The 459-nt window shown below is 52.9% G+C and carries 1 protein-coding gene; it reads right to left on the bottom strand.

Annotation, left to right across the window (positions count from 1 at the left end; translation table 11 throughout):
* Positions 1–133: 133 nt before the first annotated feature.
* On the bottom strand, positions 134–412 hold the full coding sequence (locus ACYVRA_RS08800; RefSeq protein ID WP_461252339.1) for a hypothetical protein: 279 nt from the start codon (positions 410–412) through the stop codon (positions 134–136).
* Between the last annotated feature and the right edge of the window lie 47 nt (positions 413–459).

Below are 459 nucleotides of genomic sequence, written 5' to 3'. Positions count from 1 at the left end.
GTCGCCCGAAACGGCTCTGCGCGCCTCTATCGGCTTGGTGGGCTTGGACGGGTAGCTGACCTGCTGTATGCCTTTCACCGCGCCGTCTATGGACTGTCTCTTATACACATCTAGATGTGTATAAGAGACAGGCTCAAAGGACTTCGATAATTCCATTGTCGTATGTTTCATCCGTGTGCACGAACCCTTTCATTAGAATTGCGTTTCCGTGATAAACGTCCATTTTGATTTTGTGGAGGGCAATGCAATCCTCCTTTTCGGTTTCGGGGGTTCCGTCGCTGTAGGCTACGATGTACCCGGTGTCCTCCGCCGGCGGGAAGTCCCGTTCGTCGAGCAGCAGCCACCGGCCGTCGAACTCTGCTTTGGCGTCGCGCTCGTTGATCACGCGCTTCTCCGTGGCCATTGTAATCATTATGCACCGCCTCCTTATTAAGATGGTTTGCCGTTACGTTATTATAG

Source organism: Treponema sp. R8-4-B8, assembly GCF_054786175.1.
Note: the sequence above shows the minus strand (reverse complement) of the source record. Positions and strands in the feature narration are given on the sequence as shown.